The organism is Parabacteroides gordonii MS-1 = DSM 23371, assembly GCF_000969825.1.
GTDB lineage: Bacteria > Bacteroidota > Bacteroidia > Bacteroidales > Tannerellaceae > Parabacteroides > Parabacteroides gordonii.
The window spans coordinates 1,486,817-1,508,590 of the sequence record NZ_KQ033920.1; the positions used below are offsets into that span (position 1 = coordinate 1,486,817).

13 protein-coding genes are annotated in these 21,774 nt (G+C 47.2%); all 13 read right to left on the reverse strand.

Features of this window, described 5'->3' with window-relative positions; translation table 11 throughout:
* Nucleotides 1-323: 323 nt before the first annotated feature.
* Nucleotides 324-2,555, reverse strand: a complete 2,232-nt coding sequence (locus HMPREF1536_RS23260; protein WP_028727355.1) for a hypothetical protein — start codon at nucleotides 2,553-2,555, stop codon at nucleotides 324-326.
* 90 nt (nucleotides 2,556-2,645) lie between these two features.
* Nucleotides 2,646-3,371, reverse strand: coding sequence for a DUF3823 domain-containing protein (locus HMPREF1536_RS23265; protein ID WP_028727354.1), 726 nt, complete (start codon nucleotides 3,369-3,371; stop codon nucleotides 2,646-2,648).
* A gap of 19 nt (nucleotides 3,372-3,390) precedes the next feature.
* On the reverse strand, nucleotides 3,391-5,319 hold the full coding sequence (locus tag HMPREF1536_RS23270) for a RagB/SusD family nutrient uptake outer membrane protein (RefSeq protein ID WP_028727353.1): 1,929 nt from the start codon (nucleotides 5,317-5,319) through the stop codon (nucleotides 3,391-3,393).
* Nucleotides 5,320-5,333: 14 nt separating this feature from the next.
* Complete coding sequence (locus tag HMPREF1536_RS23275; protein ID WP_081693295.1) at nucleotides 5,334-8,738, reverse strand: TonB-dependent receptor; 3,405 nt, start codon at nucleotides 8,736-8,738, stop codon at nucleotides 5,334-5,336.
* A gap of 162 nt (nucleotides 8,739-8,900) precedes the next feature.
* Complete coding sequence (locus HMPREF1536_RS23280) at nucleotides 8,901-9,881, reverse strand: FecR family protein (RefSeq protein WP_028727351.1); 981 nt, start codon at nucleotides 9,879-9,881, stop codon at nucleotides 8,901-8,903.
* 68 nt (nucleotides 9,882-9,949) lie between these two features.
* Complete coding sequence (locus HMPREF1536_RS23285) at nucleotides 9,950-10,513, reverse strand: RNA polymerase sigma-70 factor (protein ID WP_044191921.1); 564 nt, start codon at nucleotides 10,511-10,513, stop codon at nucleotides 9,950-9,952.
* A 305-nt stretch (nucleotides 10,514-10,818) separates the two neighbouring features.
* The gene (locus HMPREF1536_RS23290; RefSeq protein WP_028727349.1) at nucleotides 10,819-13,713 is read right to left on the reverse strand and encodes a glycoside hydrolase family 38 N-terminal domain-containing protein; all 2,895 of its coding nucleotides are present in this window, start codon (nucleotides 13,711-13,713) and stop codon (nucleotides 10,819-10,821) included.
* 8 nt (nucleotides 13,714-13,721) lie between these two features.
* Nucleotides 13,722-14,867: an MFS transporter gene (locus HMPREF1536_RS23295; protein WP_028727348.1), complete on the reverse strand. Its 1,146-nt coding sequence runs from the start codon at nucleotides 14,865-14,867 to the stop codon at nucleotides 13,722-13,724.
* Nucleotides 14,868-14,879: 12 nt separating this feature from the next.
* Nucleotides 14,880-17,240, reverse strand: coding sequence for a GH92 family glycosyl hydrolase (locus HMPREF1536_RS23300; RefSeq protein ID WP_028727347.1), 2,361 nt, complete (start codon nucleotides 17,238-17,240; stop codon nucleotides 14,880-14,882).
* Nucleotides 17,241-17,251: 11 nt separating this feature from the next.
* Nucleotides 17,252-18,340 (reverse strand): ROK family protein, encoded by a 1,089-nt coding sequence (locus HMPREF1536_RS23305; protein ID WP_028727346.1) that lies wholly within the window; start codon nucleotides 18,338-18,340, stop codon nucleotides 17,252-17,254.
* 23 nt (nucleotides 18,341-18,363) lie between these two features.
* Nucleotides 18,364-20,112, reverse strand: a complete 1,749-nt coding sequence (locus tag HMPREF1536_RS23310; RefSeq protein ID WP_028727345.1) for a class I mannose-6-phosphate isomerase — start codon at nucleotides 20,110-20,112, stop codon at nucleotides 18,364-18,366.
* Nucleotides 20,113-20,121: 9 nt separating this feature from the next.
* Nucleotides 20,122-21,420 carry a GH36-type glycosyl hydrolase domain-containing protein gene (locus HMPREF1536_RS23315; protein ID WP_028727344.1) on the reverse strand — a complete coding sequence of 433 codons (1,299 nt, stop codon included), beginning with the start codon at nucleotides 21,418-21,420 and terminating at the stop codon, nucleotides 20,122-20,124.
* A gap of 185 nt (nucleotides 21,421-21,605) precedes the next feature.
* On the reverse strand, nucleotides 21,606-21,764 hold the full coding sequence (locus HMPREF1536_RS27990; RefSeq protein WP_157316970.1) for a hypothetical protein: 159 nt from the start codon (nucleotides 21,762-21,764) through the stop codon (nucleotides 21,606-21,608).
* Between the last annotated feature and the right edge of the window lie 10 nt (nucleotides 21,765-21,774).

Consider the following 21,774-nt stretch of genomic DNA (forward strand, 5'->3'; position numbering starts at 1 on the left):
TTTTTATAGCAGAAGTACACAATTTAAATTAATTGCAGGCGGCTACTTCTGAATAAGTGATAACGCCTTTCCTCCCCGCACAGGGAGAAAAGGCTGCTTTTCAGATAGAAGATCGTCACATACGTATATGTATTCCAATCACTTACGTATGTAGAAGATGGCTACGTACGTATGTAAACGGTAGTCAGGCAGTATGTAGGAGACAGTCGCATACGTATGGGGGTGCCGGCTGCATGCGTATGCAAGGGTTGGCTACATACGTATGCGGACACCTGCTACATACGTATGTAACGACCTTCCACATACGTATGTAGCTGGCATGGTTACCAAACAAAGGAAACAGAGATACCTGCCGGATCGTTCTCGAACTTAAGCAAACAGGTTTTACTTGCTTCGTCCCATTCCGATACCGCTCCAGCGAGAGCCTGGCCGTTTGCATCTGACACAGAGACTTTTTCCGGTTTCTCCGGCAATAACACGCGCATCACATTGGTGGTATTAACCGGGCTTTTGGCAATAAAGGAATAGGCCTTTTTACCGGCTTTTTCTTCATACACACGAGCTGCTCCACAAAGTACCTGCGGCTTGTCCTGATCCGGCACACGGCCGATATTGACAAGGAAAGCCTGCTCGCCCGGTTGAACGGTCTTTTCGTTTAGTACCGGTAGTTCGGGATCGAAGAGGTCGATCAACTTCCCTTTCACGGTATATGGTTCATTGCTGATCATGCCTTCATCCAGCACGGCAACCAGGTCATAAAAGCCTCTTTCCAGATAGAAGCAGTTCTTATACTGAAGATTTCCTGCTTTCGCTTTTTCTTCAAATAAGCGCTGTACCGTAGCAACATATTCTTTATCGGCATTCGCTTTCAAGACAAATTCTTTCGGATCCTGGCGTATGATGCAGACTGTTCCTTTCCCGTAAGTATATTCACCTTCTTTGGCATCTTTGTCTATCCCCATCAGGCTGAACAGGTGTTGTGAAGGTGTTTTATACTTTTCCGTATCCTGATTCCACCACTCCTGTACCGACTGGAAGGGATCGGTATCGCGGGTGCTGTAAACCAATACGCCACCATTCTTAACCCATTCGGCAATATATTGATGTGTTTCCTTCTCCAACGGTTTCATATTGGAATAGGTCATCAGCAATACTTTCGTGTTCTTCCAGGTTTCCGGATAAGAGACATTTTCCAGATGCAGCAGATGTACGGGAACCCCTCGTTTCAGGAATGGCAACGCCTGTCCGTAAAAGTTAGACAACTGCGGGTCATCATAACCGGCAACCGGCTGGGGGGCACGCTGGAACATCAACGAGTTGGCCATTAATACGCTTATACCGGAAGAACCGGAAACCTTATTGTCGGACAATGGCATATTATTCAGCGAATTGATCATCACCTGCATCTGTGTGGAATAGAAACGGGGGATGCGTGCTTTTTCTTCGCTGTTGGCACTTGTACGGTACAGGCCTTCGTAAATGCGATCCGGCCAGGGCATTACTTCGTAGTTGTTATTGTTCGGATACAACAACTTCGCGGTGAAGGTTGCCTGGTAGTTCTTCTTATAGTCAGCCCAGTCGCGAGGCCAGTCTTCAATCGGGTCGGTCAGGAAAAAGACCTTACGGCCTGTCGGAGCCGTCATCGATTCCATACAGCCATATTCAAGGAAAGCCGTTTCAAAGACACGTTCTTTCGCTACTCCGTTGAAATAGTTCGGTTCGCGCGACGTACCTGTCCACACCTGGGCGATATACCCGTCCACACAAGGCAGAGAGGCCAGGCTTGCTTCGGGGCTGACGATCTGCCATTGCGAATAGTTCACCAACGAATGAGTGGGGACATAACAACGGACATCCATTCCTTTACTTTTACCGTATTCCTTGGCATAGGTAAAACATTCGTTCAATGCACGGTAATACAAATGGTATTTCAGTTTATTGGAAAGGTAGGTATTCTCTGCCGACTCATGCTGCGGACGCCAGTCGAAACCGTAATATTCTTTCCACTCCCGTTTAAAGGCATCACTATATCCGCCACGGGCCCAGAACTCCGGTTCTTCCAGATAAATGGCATCGATACCGGCATCTATCACTCTCTTTATATGCTGTTCCTGCATATACTTGATGAAATTCTTCGAAGGAACAATATAGGGTACCATGTGGCCATGCCAGATCGTATCCCCTTTCATCGTTACCTGTCCTTCATCCAGATGCCATTTGCCATCCCATTGGCCGGTAAAATAATCCTGATATTCTCCCCAGGCAATGCCCGTCATAAAATGGGTAGTGTAGCCTTTATCACGCCAGCTTTGTACGCGTTGTTCGAAAGTTAATCCCGAACGTTTCTCGGAAGGATTCCCCCCCACTCCATAGACGATGGAAACATCAGCCCGCACATCGGTAGTTGGTTTCCAGGGTTGTCCGGTTTGAAAGGCGGTTTTTTCCCGTCGTTCGGCAGGAGTTGTTTCCGTTCCCTTTTGCCCGGTCAGGCAGGAGATGGTTAACAGGGAAAAGGCCATACAACTCAATACTAGTTTTTCTACATTTGTCTTCATGATTTAAAATTTACTGTTCGATATAAAAAGGGCACCCTAAATGTATGAATTATTCAGATAAGGTGCCCTAAAAAAATTACATTAGTCTATTTATGGGATTTGAATGGTTATCATTTCCGTATAATTGTAGCGTCTGCTACCTTCTATCTCCTTATCCATACGGGCACCGACTCTGAAATGATAGGTAAAGCCGGACTGCAAAGCTGTCTTGGTTGTCAGTGTTACTGTTGTCCCTAACATTGCACTGGCATTATCACCGTCAATATAGACAGAATAACGGTCGTCTTTATTATTTTCTCCTACATAAGGAGCTCCGGCAACAACGAAGAAACGGACATCCGAAACATTCTGCTGATACTCCGGATTAGTTGTTCCCCGTTTGATCGTGGCCTTTACTGTTACGGTTTTATCTGCATTGATCACAGGTTCGCCTACCCAATCAACATTCAGGAACGGCTCTACCTCGAACTTCAGATCCAACGTTCCTTTTACCTGATGTATTTCTTCAGGAACCGGAACGAAAGCTCCCATAACAGTAATACCATATTCACCGGCAAAGATCTTTTCATTCTTAAAATCACCCTCCTGCATACCACCGAAGTAGTAAGGTGTAGGACTTTCACTCCAGCTGTACTCCATCAGTTTAATGCGAACACCGCCTTCACCGACTTCCGTCTGTACAGGTTTCTGTGTATTCTTATCAATTACAACACCTTTAATAGTTTCTTTAGGTTCTTCGTAATTATCAAATTTAGTACATGCATTGCTCGTCAGGAGTAACAGAGCCATTGAAAAATAATATACTATCTTTTTCATCTTATTTCTCTATATTAAATTAATAACCTGGATTCTGCGTAAGACCGCTCTTGGTAACTTCGTCGTTAGGCACTTCGTTGTAATACCATCTTTCATCGAAAGTAAAGCGTTTGTTCTGATCGTCCGGTCTGGCATCAAAGAACCATTTATTTGCTTTTTCAGCATAGAATGCAAACAATGATCTGTAACGCGTAGAGTTTTGTTCTTTATGAGCAGTTCTCCAACGCCTCATATCCCACCAAACTTTATTTTCGAAGCTGAGTTCTTTACGTCTTTCTATGCGGACTGCCTCTTTAGTCAATTCATTCTTATTGGTCAGTAATGTTGCACCAGCCCGTTCACGAACTTCATTGATACACTCGTAGGCATCCTTCAGATAATCTACACCGCTTTCACCTTCTTCATATAGTTCGTAAGCAGCTTCTGCACGGTTCAATAGTATTTCTGCATAACGCAGCTCCAGCCAGGATTGATCCGAACGTCTTTCCATCACCAGTTCGGCCGGCATATCCGGATTAATCCATTTACGAACCACAAAACCGGCAATAGCACCTTCACCTGAGTTAAAGAAACTTCCACTTCTACCGCTGGCATTCATCTTTTCACCATTCGGCAAAACATGAACTGTCTGGTTATCCGCACTCTGGGAACTAACGAATAGGTCTTTGCAGTTTGCATCATTCTCATATTTCTCGGCAGGATCGTCGTCTTTCTGCAAACGGGGAATGCCATTTGTTACATCACCGGTATAAATACCACGCCAAAGTTCAACCTGTTCGCCTTTCAAATAATCTCCCGGCAAGATAACGATTGCCCTTAAACGGGGTTCAGCCTCTGCAAAAAGATCCATCGTATTATCAAACAGCTTATAAGTTCCGTCTGCATTCAATACATCGATCTGGCCTTTCTCATTCTTAGGATAACCTCCGAACATTTCAACAAAACTTAATGTAGGGCTTGTCGAAGCTGTCCAACCATTTGTACGGAACTGACGCGGGATATTGTAAGCATCATACCCATGTACAGATTCAGGATAGCTGTATTGACGAATAAAAATATTCTCACTGCTATTTTCTGCAAAGAACATGTCCACATAGTTCTGATACTGTGCTTCCTTGTCGTCAGCTTTCCAACCATCTTTATACAGGGAGTATTTACCTTTTAATAATAAAGCGGCTTCATAACTCTTCTTAAAATACTCTTTGGCTTTTTCTTTGGGGACACCGCAAACGCGAATGCTATTATCAGTATTGTCTCTCTTATCGACCTCATTGTACTTTGCGATGGAACCGGCAAACAACATTGCTCTTGACTTAAAACCGGCAGCCACATACTTATTTGCACGACCTTTCTGATTGCTTTCCGGTAATAACCTATAAGCCTCGTCGAAGTCTTTTTCCATCTGATCATAAACAGCTTCTTCTGAAGAACGCTGAATCTTCATATCCTCAACCGATTCATCCGGATAGTTAAGTACTCTATTCACAATAGGGACACCGCCATAACGTTTCGCCAATGCATGATAAGTAAGAGCCCGCATGAAATAAGCCTCTCCCGTCCATGTATCTACTTGATCCTGGGAGAAATTAGTCGCATATTGAGGTAATGTTTCCAGAAAATAATTAATCTCACGGATCAGCTTGTATGCATCGTTCCATATCTGGTTCGATTCGGTAGCTGCTCCACCAATATCACGGTTTAAAGCCTCGCCTGTCATACCAAAAGTAGACTGGAAAGCATAGGAATTATTAAATCCACGTGTATGCGAATAGCGGAAGTCTTCAATAAATGAATTACTATATAATCTCGACAAATAACTCTTCACCCCATTTTCCGAAGCAAAAATATCGTCATTCTGAACTATATTCAAAGGCGGTATATCCAAATCCATACATGAAGGCATACCACAAGCTAACGCCAGTAATAATATATATTTTGATACTTTCATAACTTTAGAATAGATTAAAATTTAACATTTGCACCTACCGAGAACGTTCTGTTCAGAGGATACATATTGCCATAACTATCTTCCGGATGTTCCGGGTCAATCTCTACACCTTTTATAGTGAACAAATTATAAGCATTCACATATAGGCGGAGATTTTTAATACCTACTTTAGATATCCATCTTTGCGGCATTGTATAACCGATCTCCGCACTCTTCAAACGAAGATAACTTGCATTGTGGAAATTGAAACGGGAATTCTCGTCTGCAATCGATCCGGTGTAACCATACTTACCGGATATCCATGAAGTAGAAGGATCATAGGGGTTTGCGGTAGGATCGGCAGGATGCCATCTATCCATGAAATAATCCAGTGCATTAGACAGGTCGTTACCCCACATCGGTTCACGCAATTGTTCAATATATCTTACATAACTCATACCGGCTCCCTGGAACAACAGGTTAAGATCGAAGCCTTTATAATCGGCACCAACATTCAAACTGAAGTTGATCATCGGACGACCGCTGTATCCGATCGGATGTACATCATGGTCAGTGATCTGTCCGTCACCATCCCAATCCAGATAAATATAATCACCCGGCAGCACATTCTTATCCGCATAAATCGGGCTATTCAGGATCTGATCGTATGAACCGTAACGTCCGCCATCGCCTCTACCCCATTTGATATCATTATAACGATCGTTTCCGTTGTTTCTCCAGTTTTCATACGAGTTTCCGGCACGACCACGTTCCTGGTAAGTCGTTTTTGTACGTGTGAAGGAGAAAATACCTTTTAGATTGTAACCAACTTCACCTACTCTGTTTCTATGACTAAGTTCTAATTCTACACCCTGTGTAAAGTCGCCATTCAAGTTTTCCTGAGGCAGATCAGCGCCTACAACACCGGGAAGACTCAGGTTTCTTGTTGCAAGCAAGCCTGTTCTGTCACGGGTAAAGTAATCAGCAGAGATACCCAACAAACCGTTCCAGGCTTCCAGATCAATACCCAAGTTCAATGTTTTGGAAATATACCATGTAATATACGGATTGGTAATACCTTTATTCTGAGCACCGGAAACAAAAGTTCCATCAAAAACAGTACCGCTTGATCCCTGACCGTCAAAGCCATTACCCGGATATAGATAGCCGTTTACAAACTGATAGTTGGAAGCACGGTCGTCTCCCATCTTACCATAAGAGGCACGTAGTTTTGCATTGCTGACGAATGAGAGTTTAGATTCTTTCCAGAAGTTTTCTTCAGAAATACGCCATCCGACAGATGCAGAAGGGAAGAATCCCCATTGTCCACCTGTTCCGAATTTGGAAGAACCGTCATAACGGAAACTAAACTCAGCCAGGTATTTAGACATATAATCATATCCGAACTTACCTACCAAACCCAGGTTAGCTTCTTTATATAAATCGCGTCTTGCCGGATCATCGACATCATAACCCGTACTCATATTTGCTTCCTGGTTTTCACTGTTACCCGCAAAAAGTTGGTCTAAAGCAAGTGACAATTCTCTTTGTGCAAAAAAGTTGTCGCCATTCCTCTTACTTCCTTCCAACAGAACCAGACCGCTAACATTATGCTTTTCATCAAAAGTACGATTATAGTTTAATGCTACCTGATAAAGCAATGCCTCTTTCGTATAATGTTCGCGACGGAACTTACTTGTTCCAACACGCGGATTAACCATATAAGTATCAGAAGCTTCATCATAGGTATACTGATTGTAGCTCTTTTCATAAAGGCTGTTGTCTGCTATTTGATAGTCATAACTAAACATCACTTTCGCTTTCAGTCCGTCGATGTAAGGGACATCATAGGTTGCATCTGCCGAAGTCTGGAACCATTTATTATTGTACTTTTTATAACCGACCTGGTCTGCATCCATCATAGCCACAGGGTTATCACCTTCAATCCATCCATTCATCAGATATTCCGGATTATTGTTAGCATAGATCGGCTGCGTAGCCGGAGCACGCTGGAAAGCACGGATAATCCAATCCGAATTCTGATAAGGTTGGTTTTTCTCATCCATAATACCGCTCATATTCAAAGAGACAGTCAAGCGGTCAGTCAGTTTACTGGTAATATTGGAACGGACATTGAAACGGTCGTAATCCAAACTCTTGCTTTTCAGGAATGATTCCTGGTACAAATAACCTGTACTGATATAGAAGTTGATCTTTTCATTACCACCTGTCGCATTTAATGTATGCTGGGTTTGAGGTGCCAGCGTACGCATACAGGCATCCCACCAGTCTGTCCCCTGCATATCACCATTGCGGTATGCATCAATTTGTTCCTGCGTATATGGACGGACACCGCCTTCCAGGTTATGCATAGCCTTTTCATTCTTCAACACCATCCAGTCGGCAGCACTGGCACTTTTGGGTGAGCCGGTAGGATTCTGCCAGCCTACATTTCCTGAATATTCCAGTTCCAGAGATCCTTCTTTCCCTTTCTTTGTTGTAATCAGCACAACACCGTTTGCTGCACGTACACCATAAATAGCGGCAGAAGCATCTTTCAGAACCGACAGAGATTCGATATCATTTGCGTCCAGGCGAGACATATTATCACGGGGCACACCATCAATGATGATCAACGGATTCCCCATACCACGGATATCAAATGTATTATTGAAAGAACCCGGTTCGGAAGATTTCTGAACGACACGTACCCCGGGAACCTTACCCGTCAGCATATTTTGTGCATTTTCGTTCTTGGTAGTAATGATATCATCACTTTTAATAGCAGAAACAGCTCCCGTCAAAGTTACTTTCTTTTGAGTACCATATCCCACTACAACCACTTCATCCAAAGCCTGGGTGTCTTCAGTCAATATAACATTAATCACAGACTGATTTCCCAGAGGCAACTCTTTTGTCAGATAACCTATGTAAGAAATCGACAGAGTCGAACCAGTCGTCACATCCAAAGAATAGTTACCATCGATATCGGTAACAGTTCCGTTAGTCGAACCCTTCACCATCACATTTGCACCAATAATCGGTTCACCGGACTGATCCGTAACCACACCAGATACTTTTTTACCCTGTTGTACGACAGGAAGCATCGCATTCTTCGTCAATATAATATAGTCATTTTCAAAAGCGTATCTGACATTCGAACCGTCAAATACTTCTTTCAGGTACTGCGAAACCGCTTTTTTACCGGTTTTCACAGAAATGGCCTCATTTATATTCACTTCATTTTTACTATAGACAAACAGATAGTCCGTTTGTTTTTCAATTTGATCGATCAAGTTGCCGATCGTTAAATTATTTCCATTGATATTCACTTTTGCATTTTGCGAACTCGTTTTTGCCGCAAAAGAAGAGAATACGCAAAGGAAAAGGAGGAAGGCTGAAATTCTCATAATGCTTAGAAATTTCGGTTCTTTTTTCATAACTTTGCTTCGTTTACTTGTTAATACTTAATTTATTTAGTGTTAGCAGCTGTCGATGGATGCGGGAACATCCATCGACAGCTTTTTATATAAAAAGCTCAATTCGTCATAGGCTATTACTGATTTAAAGGTTACACATATATTTTACTCTTTCTCTTTGCTTCAGCGTATTGTAATCGTATTCAACTCCTCATCCTTAACGTATGAGAAATTATAGATTTTCTGTAAAGTTTTCAGGACGCTTTCTATACCGTCTCTTTGACGAAACTTACCGCTAAACTTGTAATTATTCAGCTTCTTATTCCTTATTTCTATTGTGATATCATAATAGAGTTCCAGCTTTTTGATTATCTCACCGAAAGGAATATCATCGAAAGCATAAATACCTTCTTTCCATAATAAGAAGTCAGTACTGCTGATCTTACTTTTTACCAACCTTCCATCTTTCAGTTCCGCATAATCATTCGGACTCATGTACATGGCTACCGATTCATTGTCCGATTGATATAATTTCACCGAACCTTCAATCAAAGCAGTTGTAAATTCATTCTTTCCTTTATAGGCAAAAACATTAAACTTGGTTCCCAGTACTTTTATATCCAGTTTTTCCGTAGAAACGACAAACGGGGCTTCTTCATTACGGAAAACTTCAAAGAAAGCTTCTCCGTCCAATTCCACCTTCCGTTCCGCACCGGAAAATCGGTTAGGATAACGCAACCGCGAACGGGCATTCAACCATACAACCGTTCCATCATGCAATTTTACCTGGGCACGCTGGCCAGGAGGAGTCGAGAATTCTTCAAAAGCAAGCTGTTCTTCGATTGCATTATCGCGTTGATAATTCATTATTGTCCAGGTTGAAAGAACTGCCAGACAAATAGCCGCAGCATAACCCACAAAATGTCGGGTGAGATGAACAAACTTCTTTTTCTCATTCTTATGAGCTTGTTTAAATTGCAGAAGTTTGCCGACAGCTTTCATCTCATCGCCTTCAGCAGGCAATGAGGCCGACAGAGCAGATAGATTCTGCATAGACACAAACTCTTTATGCAACTCCTTATCTGTTTGCATCAAAGAGAATAGCTCTGCTTTTTCTTCTGTCGTTATCTCTTTATTGAAATATTTAGTAATTAAAATATGCATTTTTCAGCTTTTATAAGGGAGAGCGTTTAAGAATTTATTTTCCCCCAAAGCCTCTTAGGAAATAAATATTATTTAACAGTAATAAGAAAAAGTAATAATGGCAGATAGTCTTTTAATTCCAATCGGAGTTTCTTCAAAGCAATGGTCATTTGGTTCTCCACTGTACTGGCAGAGATATTTAGTTCTTCAGCTATTTCTCGGTTTTTCTTTCCTTCAATACGGCTTTTTAGAAATATTTCCCGACAGCGTTCAGGCAATTTATTGATAGCCTCCATCAATACACGTTCAATATCCTCTTCAGAGGTTAACGTATAATTCAAGGCTTCGAGAGAAGATAGTTTGGCCTTAAATTCCTGTTGATATTCTTCTACTACCAATCGGTGTCTGATATGATCCAAACATTTATTTTTCACCAGACTAAACAGGTAAGACATCAAACTCACCTGGATATCCAACACATCCCGTTTTTCCCATAACAACAGAAATACATCCTGTACAATATTTTCAGCGTCTTCATCAAACAAAACATACTCCTTAGCAAAGCGATACATACGGAAATAGTACGTCACATAAATCTTATCGAAATTACTCCGTATATCTTTGGATGAAATATTTGTGTTGTTTAACGGCATCTTTTATTCTATTGAATTATATGATTACTTCTGTCATTTATATGAAACAGGTGCAGCAAAGATATAAAAGATACACACATATTGAGACTATTTTATTAAAAAACATCATTTATCGAAACAGTGGTTAACACTTTTGTTTCGATAAATGATGTTTTTAGCAGTAGCAGCAGATTACTGACTTAAGGCTAATATCTGTGCAATGCCTATGGCACAAAAGTGCGACTGCTATGGCACAAATGTGCAGCTATAGTGGCACAGTTGTGCCATAAGCATAGCACAACAGCTACATAGGGCTAAGCAAGGACTTACCAGGATAGCTTTATAAACTTGTTCTCCCAGGGAGCAAACGTTGCTTCCGGATTACCTTTCACTGGCTCTCCCACTACATCGCATACGGTTACTCCGGTAAAGTTCACCTTATCGGATGTTACGGCAAACTTAGCCGGCTTACCTGCTATTTCACGCAACTGAAGCATGACGGCTTTTTCTCCTTCCACCGGTTTCATGTTTACCAACAAAACATTATCGGGAACGATATTGAATACGGATGCAGGAGTGATAACCTTACTACCCTTTGCTCCGGCCGGCAATACGCGGGTCAGGAACGGGATACGATTTTCCCAGGCAAAGCGGGTGGCATAACCTACCGAGTTGTCTTTGCTTGAATTGATAAAGTAGCTCCATTGCAATTCACCCATCTGGTCGGCGTTGAAATTGGTTACCCAATAGTTATTCATCGGCCAGGAATACATGTTGGTGGACTGCGGAACAGCTCCGGCTTTATAGCGTCCCGTATTGATGGCTCCGAACTGCATCAAAGGTATCTCCGGACTTCCCATAACGACCTGCGACTCACTGTTGCGTGCCGTCGCAAAGTTCTGCACGGTATACCAGTCGTTCGATGATCCGGGGATCTGGTCGACACCCGCTTCGATCGTACCGCCCGGCACGTCCAGCATGATCTTACCCTGGTTCACCTCAAACGGGAACGAGATATAGATGGCTTCGGGATCGATAACGGCTTTCTTACGCAAACGGTACACTATATCAATCTTCTTGGCTACATTGAATACACGGAACTCGACCATCAGGTTGTTCGGTTCGCGTCCGGCAACAGTCTCGCCACGGAAACGGTAAGTATCCCAGATAGGCCCTTTCTCGTAACGCTCGAAACGGATACGTTCGGGACGGCGGCGCAGGAATTGCGGTTCACGGTATTGTTCCATCGGGTGGCGGCTGTCGATGATCTCATAAATAAACTCACCCATCTCCCATTCGGCTTTCGGAGTAGTCAGCTCCTTATTCAACTCTTTGTCGAACAGCTTGCTGATCGTACCTTTACGCGGATTGAAGTCGATAGCGTACCAGGCATTCTCGACATGCGCCTTTTCCAGTGAGGAAGAAGCGACTGTCTCCGGGCGGGGCTCGTCTTTTACCTTTATATAATACTGTGCATATCCCAAGGCCGGGACATCTTTCACGAACAAAGACCAGTATGTTCCGTCAGAACGGCTCTCCGCCGGTTGAGCCGGAATTACATTTCCTGCTGCATCCGTTATTTCAAATGCCTTCTCGCGGGGCAATATCTGATGGTCGATATACACTTTAGCCAGGCCGCTGTATGTCCAGTTCAATGTATTGAAAACGGCCACAGACGGGTATTCGGCTTTAGGCACGAACGATTGCAGTAATCCCATCGTCACCTCTCCCAGCAAACCCGAATGACGGTAAGCTTCCCAGGCATACGATTGTTTCAGGGAACGTTGCTCCCAAGTTTCCAGGCCATACGGGTTGCGTACGCTCTCACTGAAACCGAACGTATGTTCGTCATAAAAGAGCAAAGCTTTGTTGATGCCGCTGATCTGATTGTCGATATCATCCGGAAGTTTGGCTCCCAGCATATCGGCAAACGACAAACCGGCTTGGTTGGCGATAATATCCGAATGGGTAATGCGGGAGATGGCAGCTTCGCGGGCTCCGGAACCGAAACCGTCCGTCCACCAGTCGGGCCATGCGCCACGGATAGTCTGTATCTTATCGGCATAGTTGTTTTCCACCTCTTTGATAAATTCGCTGGAAACAGCCGTGCGCAGTTTAGGCCATTCGTATTTCTCGTTCCACCTCATCAGCATCTCGCAGCTTTTGGTGGAAGGGGGCGAGTTATCCGTGAAATAACCGGAATGCTGGGCGGCAACGATATCATACGGATAGTTCTTCGCTTCCATTTCACCCAGATAATTGAGCACACGTTCTTCAAACTGCTCGAAGTTATCAGTATGGACACCGAAGAAGTTCCCCTGGTTATAATGCTCGGCACGATAGGTCAGCACCTTCTTTCCCGAAGGCGACTGCCACCAGAACACCGTAGGAATATCGAAACAGATCAAGGCGCGGTGGCCGTGTGTTCCCATATTGACATATTTCACACCTGCATCCGCAAAGTACTCGCTGAAACACCAGCCGATACCATTCACGTCATTCTGCATGGCGACTTCGGCTTTCAACCCGGCTTCACGGAATTGCTTCAGCGGATAAAGGGAAGCGGCCAGCGTCTGCTCGTCAGGTAGTTCGTCGAAGTTCAGATACATGGCGGCCAGTTCGATACGGCCTTCACTCACGCGCTTCTTCAGGCGGGCGATCTGCTCGGCAGGGCGACATTTCAGATATTCGCTGACCGCCCAGGCGATCTCGCAAGTCCAACGGAACTTGGCGAAATCAGGGTAATCGTCGGTTGCATCGCAGTAGTCGAGTGCATAGTCGATATAGCGAAGATGCTCGGCCAGGATCTCCGTTTGCGAACGGGTGTAGCCGATATCGGTATGCGTATGCTGCACCATATTCATCTGCCAGTGACGGACAGGTTTCACTTCCACCTCTGTCGATTGCTTCTCCTTCCCTTTTGTCAGGACGAGCGGCAGGCGTTGCGTGGACTGGACTTCCGGTACTTCAAAGAAAAACTGGTTCGCTCCATCTTTCAGCTTCCCTTTCTGCGTTTGTCCGGCAAGCGTGAGCGTTACATTCTCCGGTTCTCCGGTATGAGTAAGAGAGACGCGTACTTTTTGTACCAGTCCCTGTTTCGATTTATACAAAGCCGGATAGACATGCGTGTCGATACCCGGGGGAGCTGTTGCGCCCCAAACGGCGAAAGACAAGGCAAACAGCGCTATGCCTATCAGAAAGAATACTTTTGGTGTTTTCATAAGCGTTCTTATTTAGTTAATCTAAAGGATATAAGACAAATATAAAGCATACAGAGCAGCAGGACAGACAATCCGGCCACCTGTCCGAACCCATCTGAAATAATTCCCATCAGCGGAGTGATCAGGGCACCACCCGACACCCCCATGATCATCAGGGCGGATATTTCATTCGCCCGCTCCGGCTTATGCTGAAGGGCGTATGAGAAGATGATCGAAAAGACATTGGCACAGGCCAACCCCACGATAACGATCATAGCAAACATGCTCCACGTACCCGGAACCAGCAACAGCAACACAAATGCCGCTATCGCTACGAACATGCTATATTTCAGGAAACGGGCACCGGAGAGTTTCGCCAGCAGGAAAGCTCCTGCAAAGGAGCCGATCGTACGGGCGGCAAAGTAAAGGCTCGTACCCAACCCCGCTTCGGTGAGCGCCATATCGGTGCGCTCCATAAGCAGTTTCGGGATAGAGGTATTCAAGCCCACATCGATGCCGACAATGAAAAGGATTCCCAGGAAGAGGGAAACGATGTATTTATCTTTAAACAGGGATAGTGTAGTTCCAAAGGTTGCTTTGGCCGCTTCCAGGTGTTCTTTTCCGGGGATGGTAGAGATCAGCCAGATGGTGGAGATCAGGGTCGTTGCTGCGTAGACGGCAAAGATCAGTTTCCAGTCGCCCCAGAAAGAAGAGGCGGCTCCGGCAATGATCGGCCCCAGGAACGAGGAGATCGCCTTGATGAACTGCCCCAGTGTCAACACGCTGGTGATACGGTCGGGGTTGACCACATTCGCCACCATCGGATTCAATGAGACTTGCAGGATCGTATTGCCTATACCCAACAGGGCAAAAGCGACCAGTATGCTGGCAAAGTCGTAGAAGAACAAAGGCAGCAACATAGCCAGCACCGTAATGGCGAGAGCTATCACAACCGTATTGCGCCGTCCGGCTTTCCCCATCAGGATCCCCGTAGGGATAGAGAACAGGGCGAACCAGAGGAATACGATCATCGGGAGCAGGTTTGCCAGCGTGTCGGAAAGGCCGAAATCGACCTTCACATAGTTTGTTGCAATGCCTACGACATCAGCAAAGCCCATCACGAAGAACCCGAAGAGGATAGGGTAAATGGCCTTTTGATTTTGTTTGTTGTCCATGATATAATCGATTTAATAATTATCCACCGGCTGATTCCCCATATCCAGTTCCAGACGGCCACCGGCGGTAATCGTTTCGAAAGGAATGCGGGTGGAAGAATAGGGTTTACCATCCAGGCGGTATTGCTGAACATAGACGTTATCCTTGCTGTTGTTCTTCGCTTCGATAACGAATTCCTTACCTTTATAATAGCTGTTATTCAACCGGATCGTGATCTTGTCAAACACAGGGCTACCCAAAGCGAACGAAGGTTCCGGGTCTGTCAGTCCCTTCACGTCAAACAATCCCAGGGAAGCGATCGCATACCAGGCACCCAACTGTCCCTGATCCTCATCCTGCCCGTAACCATATCCGTGGATTCCGTCCGTACCATAGAACTCATCGAGGATGGCACGTACCCATTTCTGTGTCAGCGAAGGACGTCCCGCTTCATTGAACAACCAGGAGATATGCAGGCAAGGCTGATTGCCATGATTATACAACGTTTGCAACCCGGCGAAAGCGCCTACTTCCGTACCCCCACTGAATATCAGCTTCTGGGAAACGGTAAAGATACTGTCGAGACGCTGATTGAATACATCGGCACCGACTTTACCGACCAGCCCTTCCGCATCATGCGGCACATAGAAGGTGTACTGCCACGCGTTGCCTTCCTGAAATCCGCGCCATACCTGCATCGGGTTGAAGTCTGCGAGGAACTGCCCGTCCGCCTTTTTGGGGCGTACGAAGTTGGTAGAAGGATCGTAGATACGCTCCCACCCTTTCGACAACCACATCAGTTTATCGTAATCGTCTGTCTTACCCAATTTCTTAGCCCATTGAGCAACCGCCCAGGCACTGTACGAGTATTCCAACGTATGCGAAGCCGAGAACATGAACGCTTCATCCGGCCCGTCCCCTTTATCGAGGTGGGGAACATAACCATATTCGAGGAACTTATCCGTATCCACCTTACCAGCTCCCAACGGACGGTTCTCACCATCCAGTTCATTCTTACGGGCAGCTTCATAAGCCAGATCGACATCATAATTACGGATACCGCACTGGTAAGCACCGGCAAAAACAGCCCCCAGCAGATTGGTTCCTACCCCGGAGACATACCGGCTATTGGCAATACCGTCGCCCAACCAACCGGCATCCTTATACACCAACAGATGGCTGCTGATATAATCGGCATAATACTCGGGAGCGATCAACGCCCACACCTGTGCCAGGTTCCATTGTCCGCCCCAGATACCGTCGGTGTTATAGAAATTATGTACCGGCTTTCCGTTTTCCACCGGGATCTGCCCGATGCTACCGTCATTGCAAGGATAAGCACCGTTCACATCGCTGGCCAGTCCGCGTCCCAACAGGGCATGATACAGGCCGGTGTAGAATTTCACCTTATCTTCCTTGACCGGAGTCTCCACCCGGATACGTCCGAGGTAGTCTTCCCATTGCCGGTGAGCCGCCTCTTTCGCCTGGTCGAAGGTAAGCGTACGCGCTTCCGTATCGCGATTCAAGCGGGCATTCTCCACAGAAGTATACGACAGGCCGACCTTGGCCGTGATGCTTTCCCCTTCCGTAGTCTTATAAGTGAGATACAATCCCGAACCGACACCGGTAACCTGTCTGGCATCCGCCTGCACCTTTTCACCGATGAAGGTTCCGCATCCGGTAGGTTGTTTATCCAACTGGGCGGAGAAGTACAACGGCACCGTAGCACCCGCCTGGTATTTCTTTACATATTCCGGCAACGTAACCACCCAGCCTTCAACCGTCCCGTCCTCATTCAATGTGACGGAAGCGTCTTTTACGGCACCGCTTTCACCCTGCCGGTTACCGATATCGAACAGGATACGGCTCTCTTCGGATGCAGGGAACGTATAACGCTGAAAAGCCACACGAGGGGTGGATGTCAGTTCCGCACGGATATTATAGTCTTGCAGATTCACCGAATAATAACCGGCAGTGGCAATCTCTTCCGAATGGTCGAAACGGGAACGGTAACCGCTCCCCGTCGAGTCGTCCACAGCACCGGGGATCGTTTTCAATGCCCCCACCGTCGGCATCAGGACTATACCGCCCACCTGAAACTCATGCAGGCAGGGGAAACCTTCGATAGAAGTATCGCGATAATCATAGCCGGTTGCTTCCCAGCCGGAGTTGTTTCCCACGTGGGCGTTAGTCGCCGGGGCAGGCTTTGCCATACCGAAAGGATGGGCGCCCGGGGTGAAATGGAACCAGCGGCAGTGCGCCGTTCCGATACGGGGTTCTACATATTGGGATAAGTCCTCTTGTACTGCTTCCTCTTTCACCGGCGAACAGCTGACAGCCAGTAAGCCGGTCAGCAGACCGAGAACCGGGATGAATAGATTGTGTTTATTCATGGCGTATTTGTTTATAGATGATTTAATGCATACACATAAGCGCCCAGAGCCACCGAACGGCTTGCCCCCTGTTTGCTGATAATCACACCGATCCGTTTGAACGGGTCGTAATTGACGGTACGGTCGGAACCGGGCACAGCAATCCTCACCGCCGCTCCTTTGGCGAACTGTTCGAACTCCGCCGCGTCATCCAGATTGAAAGCCTTACTTTGCAGGCGACTGAAGCGGCTACCGTTCATCATCCCCGTTTCGCTGTTCATCTCCTTCAGAAGGGACGGCATGAAATACTTCGCAGCACCTGTCAGGCCACCGCCTATAACGATCAGACCGTCGATCAGCGTAATCGCTTGCGCCAGGGCATCACCGGCCATTTCGCCCAATTCGGCAAAGGCGGAACGGGCAGCCTCTTGGTTACCCGGACGAGTTCCTTCGGCTATATCATAAATATCTTTGGGAGTGAAGGGAGAAGCATCGCCCGACAGCAATCCGTAGATATGTTGCACGGCGCGGATACTGACGCTTTCTTCCACGATATAAGATTGGTATTTCTTATTGCGGAAGCACCAGATATCACCTCCCGCCGCATTGTCGCCTTCCAGCAGATTGCCGTTCAGCACGACACCCGCTCCGAAGCCTGTGCCCAGCGTCACACCGAGCAGGTTCTTGTAGCGTTTGATACTTCCGGCTTCTTCCAAGCGGCGGTTGATCTCCGGCAGGGCTCCGGTCAGGGCTTCGCCATAAGCAAACAAGTCTCCATCGTTATTGATGAAGACAGGAATGCCGAACTTCTCTTCCAGATACGGGCCCAAGGCCACTCCTCCACGGAAAGAAGGAAAGTTCGGAAGGTCGCCGATGATCCCGGCGGGGTAATCGGCCGGCCCGGGGAAAGCGAAGCTGATGGCTACCGGGGCTTCCGGCAATTGTTCGCTGACATGGGTGAAGCCGGTCAGGAGTTGTCCCAGGCATTGATCCAGGTGGCAGGCACAGGAAGGCAAGGTGATAGGTGTCACTATCTCCCTGCCGCCCCGGATGGCAGAGAAGACCAGGTTGGTTCCTCCGGCATCAAGGGTCATTACTATTCGGTTATCGTTGGTATACATGGTATATATTTTATGTTCAGTTATTATCCTTTCGTCCGTACATACGCTTTGATCGTACCGCAGGTCTTGCCTTCAGAGATACCGTGAGGGCGGATCGTGTAATCGCCTACCACGGCAGGGACGATGAATGTTTCGGCATAATGCACGATGAACGGTTCGAAGGCATCCGTCGGACTCTCGACGATCAGCTCATCCCCTTCCACCACATTCAGAACGTTGACACCCCCGCCCGTATTGTGTGGCACCTTTCCGGAAAACCAGTGGCGGCGTGTCTCGATAAACTCGTTCTCATGCAGGCCGGTGCGTTCCTCACGCCAGTCCTCCCCTTCGGCACGCGGTTCGAAATGGTTGACCAGCTGGTCGCGTACGAAATCCGTCTGCCGTTCCCACTGGATGACATGTGAGCCGTGGGCGATATTGATAGGGCGCGGCTTGCCGTCCAGTCCCAGGCGATCCCAATCCCAGAGTTTGAAGGTAAAGATACTCGGTGTGGCACTGATCTCCAACACCATCGCTTCCGAACCCGAACAATGGATCGTGCCCGCCGGTATCAGGTAATGGTCGTGCTTCCTGGCAGGCCATTTGTTTACATATTTCTCAGTATCGAAAGTAGTGCCCGACTCCTGCGCTTCATTCAGGGCGGCAATCATTTCATCGGGATCTACCCCGTCTTTCAAGCCCAGGTAAACGGTAGCCCCTTCGCCCGCATCGAGCAGGTAGTAGCTTTCGTCCTGCGTATAATAGATACCGAACGTATCACGGATATATTGTGTAGTGGGATGCACCTGCAAACTCAGGTTGCCCCCTCCCATCGTATCGAGGAAGTCGAAACGGATCGGGAAGTCCTGCCCGAAGCGCGCCTCCACCGGAGCACCCAGCAGGTTGCGGGTCTGGTAGAACACCAGGTTGTTGGAAGCCATCTCGAACAACTCCCCTTCCACCTTCAGATACAGGCTGTTTTCTTCGGGGACGCAATCGAAGCACCATCCGAAGTTATCCTGTTCCTTATCGAGGTCGCACACCTCCTTCATCCACTGGCCACCCCAGGGAGCCGGATCGAAGAAAGGCACCACACGGAAGGGACGGTGAGCCGTCTTGACCAGTCCGTCGCGCATCGTCTCGCCGGTAATCATCTTCGGCATTTCGGGGATATGCGTGTCCAGCCAGAAGTCCACCTTCGGCAACAACTGTTTCTTCAAGTCGTCGCATACGTTCCAGTCGATAAAGTAACCGCGCTTGTAATGCAACGATGGCGCTTCTTCCCGGTTCTTCACGCCCAGACCATTAATCTCCCGGCGACGGAAACGCTGCTGTATCTCCCAGCGCGCCATATCGGCATAGACCAGCACATCGGGTTCGGGCACCAGACAAGCGGCACCGGGGCCCCAGACGATAACCAATCCGTCTGCTGCTTTTATCTTTTCGCGACACACCTCCATCCGGCTCTCATCCAGAAAGTCCGTGTAATGGAAAGCGGCGCGGCGACCGAAAAGGCGGTCGTCCGTCAGATAAGGATACGTCATCGCTTCGATCTCTTCTACGCCTTTGAAGAACATCTCCGAATGAATGATCAATGAAGGTTGCAATGCCGCCAGGTGCTTAGCTAGCTCTTCCGGATGCACACCCTGATAGCATTCGACAACAACAACTCCATGCGCCAACTCAGAGCCGTTGCAGGCTTCCTTCAACTTATCCAAAACAGACTCCCAGCCTTTCCAGAGCCTGCCCCCGACAACTGTCGAGGGGGTTTTATCGTAATTACTCTTTCTCATTATCTTCGTTTATTTATTCTCTTCCGCCCATTCGTTAAACATCTCGATTGCTTTCGCCAGCACGCCTGCCGACCCTTTGAAATGGCCTGAACCGCTGGGAACACCTCCCATGCCGTACCACTCATAGAAACCGTCGTTCTTGATCACACGGTCGATCATCGGACGCACTTCCTCGTACGCTTCCTTCACCATGCCGTTGGCAATCAACTGCTGGATCATACGGCCTCCGAACCAAGTCCAGTCGCCGCCGTTCTGATACAGGTACGATTTCGCCATCCCCCCGTGGAAAAAGCCGTCAGGGTAGGTAGGATAAAGCGTCAGCCCGATACTCGGCATGCCCGACAGACGGACATTCTCGACCATCTGCGCATTGACCGTAGCGATCTCTTCGGCCGACAGCAATCCGGCTTCGATAGCGATAGCCGTTCCCCCGTGATAATGCACGTCCAGTTCGTTGAACCCTTCGGGAATCGGCGAGTTCTCTATATAAATATGAGGGATGAACTTCTGACGCTGCGTATCCCAAAGGTGCTTGCGCACATTTCCGGCGATATGCTGGCGGAGTTCTTTCCAACGGGTCTTATCGGCTTCATCAGCCGTCATCTCGTCCATATAATTAAGGGCGATGATAAACATGGCATTGTCGTATACGTCGATGGCCGGGTCGGACAACTCGTTCATATCGCAGCCAAACGGGTCGTTGGGCTGCACGTCACCCCAGTCAGCCGTCATGGCACCATAGAGCAGGCCGTATTGTTCATTATAGCGTTCTTTCATCAGGTAATCGATCATTCCGACCATCCGCTGGTAGACTGTGCGGCCTGCCACTTCTTCGTCGAGGATGGAACGGTCGCCCGTCTTGCGGATATACTTTCCTACGATTTGGATCAGCGACGACTCCTGGTCTGTCTCCACCGTATTCTTAAAGGCTACATGATCGGGAGCCGTTTCCGAATAGTACGGATGATCGTCTCCCCAGGTGAAATCTTCCTTCAGCACATACCCATCGATCATTTCGTCATTAGGCTGCTGAAGGGCAAAGAACAGGACGATCGCATGGCGCAACTCCGCCGGATTGCTTTCCTCGCAGGCCACTTCAATAAAGGTATTCATATCGCGTGCCCAGATCTGGGAGTAACCGCTCCCGGCATTGAAACCGCTGCGGATCGTGGCGCGCGCCATACTGTCGACTATATGCAGGGTATTATCGTTTTGAATATCCTTCGCTAACTGTTGCGTCGGTGTAGGCCCCGTACAGGCGATAAAGCCGCTGCACAAAAGGGTAAATAGCAGATGTTTTTTCTTCATATCACTTGTTCTGTTGTTTTGGTGCAAAGATACCCTATTGCGAAGGAATGAAAAGGTGCATTTGTTTCGAAAATGTTATACTATCTTACGATTCAGCCCTATTTAGGCTGTATATTATACAATATACCTCTTTTACCTCTGATACAGGAGCGTTGACACTGTATGAGCTTACCTGTTAGCACTATCTAACCACCATTATACTCTGTTAATCTGCCACCGGGAGAATATAAGTTGCGGGTGATGTCGCAATGTACAACCAACCCGAAACCGATGCAGCGGGTTGCTGTCGGAGATTGGTCGGGAAGGATTACGATTAAGGAGTGAATGAAAAGGGGATGCGGCACAAACCGCATC